The organism is Arachidicoccus sp. (assembly GCF_050436765.1).
Lineage (GTDB): Bacteria > Bacteroidota > Bacteroidia > Chitinophagales > Chitinophagaceae > Arachidicoccus.
Map to the genome: position 1 here is coordinate 1 of NZ_JBNQGD010000403.1, position 5594 is coordinate 5594.

At 35.5% G+C, this 5594-nt stretch carries 6 protein-coding genes; 4 read left to right on the forward strand and 2 right to left on the reverse strand.

What is annotated here, in order from left to right:
* Positions 1-473, forward strand: a 473-nt coding sequence (locus tag ACQR30_RS16725; protein ID WP_429736901.1) for a zeta toxin family protein, incomplete at its 5' end; no start/stop codon positions are given.
* A gap of 7 nt (positions 474-480) precedes the next feature.
* A complete protein-coding gene (locus ACQR30_RS16730) occupies positions 481-678 on the forward strand; it encodes a hypothetical protein (RefSeq protein WP_429736902.1) in 198 nt (65 codons plus the stop codon).
* Positions 679-1013: 335 nt separating this feature from the next.
* Here ACQR30_RS16730 and ACQR30_RS16735 read toward each other — a convergent pair whose 3' ends face one another.
* Positions 1014-2114: a Fic family protein gene (locus tag ACQR30_RS16735; RefSeq protein ID WP_429736903.1), complete on the reverse strand. Its 1101-nt coding sequence runs from the start codon at positions 2112-2114 to the stop codon at positions 1014-1016.
* 678 nt (positions 2115-2792) lie between these two features.
* Between ACQR30_RS16735 and ACQR30_RS16740 the strand changes: the two genes are divergently transcribed.
* Together ACQR30_RS16740 and ACQR30_RS16745 are read left to right on the forward strand one after the other, a co-directional pair.
* Entirely contained in the window at positions 2793-3119 is a 327-nt protein-coding gene (locus ACQR30_RS16740) for a DUF6922 domain-containing protein (protein ID WP_429736904.1), read from the forward strand.
* Between the two features lie 9 nt (positions 3120-3128).
* Complete coding sequence (locus tag ACQR30_RS16745) at positions 3129-3929, forward strand: nucleotidyl transferase AbiEii/AbiGii toxin family protein (protein WP_429736905.1); 801 nt, start codon at positions 3129-3131, stop codon at positions 3927-3929.
* A 69-nt stretch (positions 3930-3998) separates the two neighbouring features.
* Here ACQR30_RS16745 and mnmE read toward each other — a convergent pair whose 3' ends face one another.
* Positions 3999-5366: a tRNA uridine-5-carboxymethylaminomethyl(34) synthesis GTPase MnmE gene (gene mnmE, locus ACQR30_RS16750; protein ID WP_429736906.1), complete on the reverse strand. Its 1368-nt coding sequence runs from the start codon at positions 5364-5366 to the stop codon at positions 3999-4001.
* Positions 5367-5594 lie beyond the last annotated feature (228 nt).

Here is a 5594-nt window from a genome sequence, read left to right on the forward strand (position 1 = left end):
AGAATTTATCAATGCAGACGAAAGCTCGTGGCCTCTCTCCTTTTCAGCCTGAAAAGGTTGCGTTGGAAGCAGGCCGGATCATGCTAAACAGAATAAATGAACTTATTGAAGAAAATGAAAATTTTGCTTTTGAGACCACTTTAGCAACAAGAAGTTATAAAAATAAAATCTTGGAGGCCAAAGGAAAAGGTTATTCCGTAATTATGTTATTCTTTTGGTTGCATTCTGTTGATTTAGCTATTAAACGAGTCAGAAACAGAGTTGCGGAAGGAGGGCACTTTATAGAGTCAGAAATTATTAAAAGGCGATATTTAAAAGGAATTAAAAACTTAAAAGACTTATATTTACCAGTTGTGGATCAAGCATTTATTTATGATAATACCGAAGGGAATAATGATCCGGTCGCAGAAAAAGAATTAAACGGTTCTATGAAAATACTAAATGAGAAAATTTATAAATTTATTATACAATAGCGTCAATATGGACAATAATACCCAGGAAGATTTACAACAAAAACTTCAACGTGGGCTTGAATTAGCATTTCAAAGACTTTTGGAATTTAAAAAACAAAAGAACAGCCCACTTATTATCATGAAAGATAATAAAATTATTGAAGTATCAGCAGAGGAGTTTATCAAGAATCGATCTGCTTATCATAAAACCAAACCAGCCGTCTAAAAGTGGAGGCAACCGTAGGGCTCACATATTTAATCATCAATTGTGAGATATTTTTAGAATATGCATATAATTAGATGATTATCAATTATTTGCCAATACAGTAAATTCAACTATACTAATTATCAACTAATTACAATAAATGAGGTGTAGTATAGGTGTAACAGCATCGACTAGAATTTTAGCAATTTTATAATTTTAACTAACTTTAATCGACAACATAACTAAAAAATATTCTTATCGCTAGTCCATCTCATTTTTGTGAGTAACACTCTCGTAAAAATAATAATTAACACCGCTAATCTATATATTGTCCAAGGCCAAATAAAAAGTCAATTTTATACATTGAGTGAATAACTGGTACTCCGGCCCCCTGCCTCGTCCTTGACCAATATCCCCTTTAATATTAAATCTTGTATGTCACGAGTTGCCGTATCTTGTGAACACTTGGCAATCTTAGCCCATTTAGAAGAGGTTAGCTTACCTTCAAAGCCGTCCATCAACTTATTCAACAACATACGTTGCCGATCATTAAACTTCTGCGCAACCGGCATCATCCAAAGTTTAGCCTTGCGCATTACCGAAGCCAGTATTACGTCAGATGCATCAATTGAACGCCCCAAACATGCGAGAAACCAAGTTAACCATGTTGTTATATCCAAATCACCGGATTGAGTTTTCTCCAATATCGAATAATACTGTTTACGCTCTTGGCGAATTTGAGAAGACATGCTGTAAAAACGTCCGGGAGTGCCGTCCGCTCTTGCCAATTGCATATCAGCAATCGCCCGTGATATGCGTCCATTACCATCCTCGAAAGGATGAATAGTGACAAACCAAAGATGAGCAATAGCTGCCTTTAAAATTGGATCTATAACGTCATCACTATTGAACCATTTTACAAAACGCTCCATTTCAATTGGCACTTGTTCACTGTCTGGTGCCTGGAAATGCACTTTCTCTCTTCCCATGACACCTGATACTACCTGCATAGGATCATCCTTGGTATTCTTCCTCCAATCGCCTACGACAATTCGATACATGCTACTACGACCAGTGGGAAATAATGCAGCATGCCAGCCAAACAAACGCTCTTTATCGAGTGTGCTATCATATCGCTGAGTAGCGTCAAGCATCATCTCCACTACTCCATCCACATCCCTATCTGAAGCCACTAGTCCAGCAATATCTAACCCAAGTCGACGAGCAATGGATGACCGTACCTGATCAATATCCAATATTTCTCCTTCGATTTCACTAGATTTCATAACATCTTGCGTCAAGGTCAGTAACACAGCTTCTGCTTTTAAAGCAAAGCTCAAATGCTCGATATAGCCCAATAGCTTGCCTTGCTTAAAATGGACGGATGCCAATAACGACGTTATTTCATCAGTATCCCAAGTAAATTCTGGCCATTTTTTTAGTTGATGGATATACATTCTCCGCAAATTATACGGCAAATATAGCCATTAATCTCCGCATCTTAAAATTAATCTCCGCATTATATACAGAGATAAGGCCGATTATTCTCCGCAATTAAACCTCTAAACAGTAGATACATGAACCAGCTTCTACATAATGGTGCAGGTCAATAAATGGTTCACCCAATTGTTTAGACAACAGATTTGTTTTGATTTTAAGGTAGAGGCAATTTGCACCTCTTCTAAGCTCTGACCTTGTGCCCGGTACTCAACCGGAAGCTAGATATTTTTTTAGCTTCAGCCAAAACGGTTCAATTGTTCACGCTTTTACTTTCCGTTGATTTCCGATATTAGCATTTTATTTGCCAATACAGTAAGTTCAACTATATTGATTATCAGTACACTTACGACAATACTGGTGTAAATTAGGTGTAAAAATATTTTCAGATATTTTAGCATAACTAAATACTATGCCAATTTTCATAGTTAATAGGGCTAAACAATAATCACCAACATTTTACTATTCCCACAGGCTACCGTCCAACTGATTAATTATCAAGTCAATCATTAAAAAAGGTGTGTTTATCTGATCGAAAAATAATCATTTCCAAAGATTATGGCTCAATCGGGAATTGAGCCAATTTTTTGATTATCAGAATTTTCTTTATATTTGTAGTGGTTGAATTTTAAATAGTTATGAACCTTAATATCTTACATCATAAACCTGTTGTCCCTAGAAAAAACGACATCAAATCTAACTTCCAGAAGTGGATGTTTTGGGATGTTGATATGGGGAAACTTTCTATCAAGGAGGATAAGTTCTTCATTATTGATCGGGTATTGTCAGGCAGTATGGAAAATCCAAAATATTTGGAACAACTCGACAAAATGTTTTCTAGGCAAGATATTATAAATGTAGCAAAATCTAGTAGGTCTATTCGAGGCAATGAGTCCATCAGATTTATTGCCAACCGATATGGGATGGATCCGAAATCCTTCAAACAATATATTCCAAATCTTTAAATTGTTTTCGTGAAAATCGCAGTATCTCAAATTTTACGTGAGGTTATAATAGAACTTATGGATGAGCCTGCGCTTTCAGACTTCTATCTCGGAGGCGGAACAAATTTGGCAATTAAATATAACCACAGAGTTTCTGTCGATATTGACCTATTCTCATCTGGTGTTGTTGGAATCCAAAAAATGAACGAGATTCTGAATAAACTAAGAGAAAATTTTGCAGACCATGGAATAGAAGCGAGTTTACAAAATCGAGATTCAGAAAATCTTTCGTTTATAAGATGTGGCATTAATCATAATAATGAGTACATTAAAATTGAGATCATACAGAATATAAAAATGCTGTACCAACCAGAAATTACGCATGATGGAATTCGAATGATACATGATTTAGATATCGCTAGCCTGAAGTTATTGGCAGCTGCAAACAGAGGAGAGCAAAAAGATTTTTACGATTTATATTTACTTTCTGAAAAGCATGGATTGGACAAAATATATAATGCTCTCAAGGAAAGGCACAAACAATTTGTTCCAGGCGCTGATGACAATATTTTCAATCTACCAGTTCATAGGCCCAAAGAAGATTTAACAACAGATCTTTCAGCTCTTGGAGATTTTAATAAAGCTGGGGATAAAAGTGTTGCAGGTAACCGCGTAGAGTTTATTGATGGCTCTGGTATTATAATGCCACTTCCTGTACTCAAACAAAGATGGATACCTAAAGTAAAAGCTCTTGCAAAAAATCTTGGTCTTAGGTTTAAAGAAACTGAAAAAGTGATTAAATATCGACGAAGTCGAGGCCTAGGTATGTAAGGTATCATAGAGAAATCCTAGATTTGATATTTAGCAACTTTAGAAATCAACTGAGTTACGAAACTAAAATTATTTGCCAATACAGAATTTTCCAAAAATAGTCCCAAGTATATCTTTATCCACTTCAATCTGTCCAGTAATTTCTCCAAGATAATGTAGGCAATGACGAATATCAATAGCCAAAAAATCACCTGAAACATCATTGTCCATTCCCTCTTCAATATCTTTTAAAGAGGCTGAAATCTTTTCTAAGGCAGCTGCGTGACGAGCGTTGGTAATAATAGTATTTTCGGTATTAATATTTTCGCCTACCACTTTTTGAAACATTAAATCTTTTAATGCATCCATACCTTCTCTGTTTTTCGCAGAAATAAACATTTGATTACTTAAAACAGAAACATTATTCTCTACACTTTGAATATCAGCTTTATTATAGACTGTGATGGTCTTGTCTTCATATATGCTCAGCCAATTTAAAATAGAACGATCATCATCTGTAAGGTCAATGATATGCAGTATAATTCTTGCTCTTTCTGCATTTTGTTTACTTCTTTCTATTCCCAAATTTTCAATACTATCAGTAGAGTGTTCGCGAATTCCCGCAGTATCAATCAATCTGAAAAATATACCATTAATGTTAAGCGTTTCTTCAATACTATCGCGGGTAGTACCGGCAATATCGCTTACAATGGCACGTTCTTCATTGAGCAAGGCATTAAGTAATGTAGACTTCCCCGCGTTGGGTTTACCAATGATAGCAACACTTACTCCATTCTTAATTACGTTCCCTAATTTAAAAGATTGAAGCAATTTATTGACAGCAGTTTTTATTTGTTGAATAAGTAATTTAAACTTCGCTCTATCTGCAAATTCCACATCTTCTTCAGAAAAATCTAACTCCAATTCGATCAAAGCAGCAAAAGAAATTAACTCGTCACGCAAAATTTTCAAATCGTTAGAAAACCCTCCACGCAATTGTTTCAATGCGGTTTGTTGTGCGGCTTTACTGTTTGAAGCTATCAAATCAGCCACTGCTTCTGCTTGCGCTAAGTCCATTTTCCCATTGAAAAAAGCACGTTGTGTAAACTCGCCCGGCAGAGCCATTCTTGCTCCTTCATCAAAGTATGCTTGTATGATTTCTTGCTGTATATATTGCGATCCATGGCAAGAAATTTCTATTACATCTTCACCTGTGTATGAGTGTGGATTTTTAAATAAAGAAAGTACCACTTCATCTATCACTTCCCCCTTATATTTCAATAATCCAAAATGCAACGTATGAGAAGGCACTTTATTTAGATCTTTAGAAGCAAAAAGACGGTTAGTGATTTCAATGGCGCGGGTGCCGCTTATGCGTATGACACTAATGGCTCCTATACCTTGTGCCGTAGCAATTGCTACAATAGTATCTTGTTGCTGCAAAAAAATATCGTACATACAGGTTTTTTGCAAAAGTAAGTCAAATGGCCTGTTTAGCTTCAATATTCCCCTTCTTCATCATTCTATTATACTTAACATAGATAATCCATAATTTAGCTATATTGCGGTTTAAACAATTACGTAGATGAAGAAAATATTATTACTATTATTATGTATTGCTTTCATGACTACTCAAAGTCATGCTCAAAAAATTAAAGCAGTACCTCTTAACTGGCACATGCTAGA

Bases quoted from the DNA above. Each gene is read 5' to 3' on its own strand.
- mnmE (WP_429736906.1), bottom strand. From the start codon at position 5,366: ATGTACGATATTTTTTTGCAGCAACAAGATACTATTGTAGCAATTGCT.
- ACQR30_RS16730 (WP_429736902.1), top strand. From the start codon at position 481: ATGGACAATAATACCCAGGAAGATTTACAACAAAAACTTCAACGTGGG.
- ACQR30_RS16740 (WP_429736904.1), top strand. From the start codon at position 2,793: ATGAACCTTAATATCTTACATCATAAACCTGTTGTCCCTAGAAAAAAC.
- ACQR30_RS16735 (WP_429736903.1), bottom strand. From the start codon at position 2,114: ATGTATATCCATCAACTAAAAAAATGGCCAGAATTTACTTGGGATACT.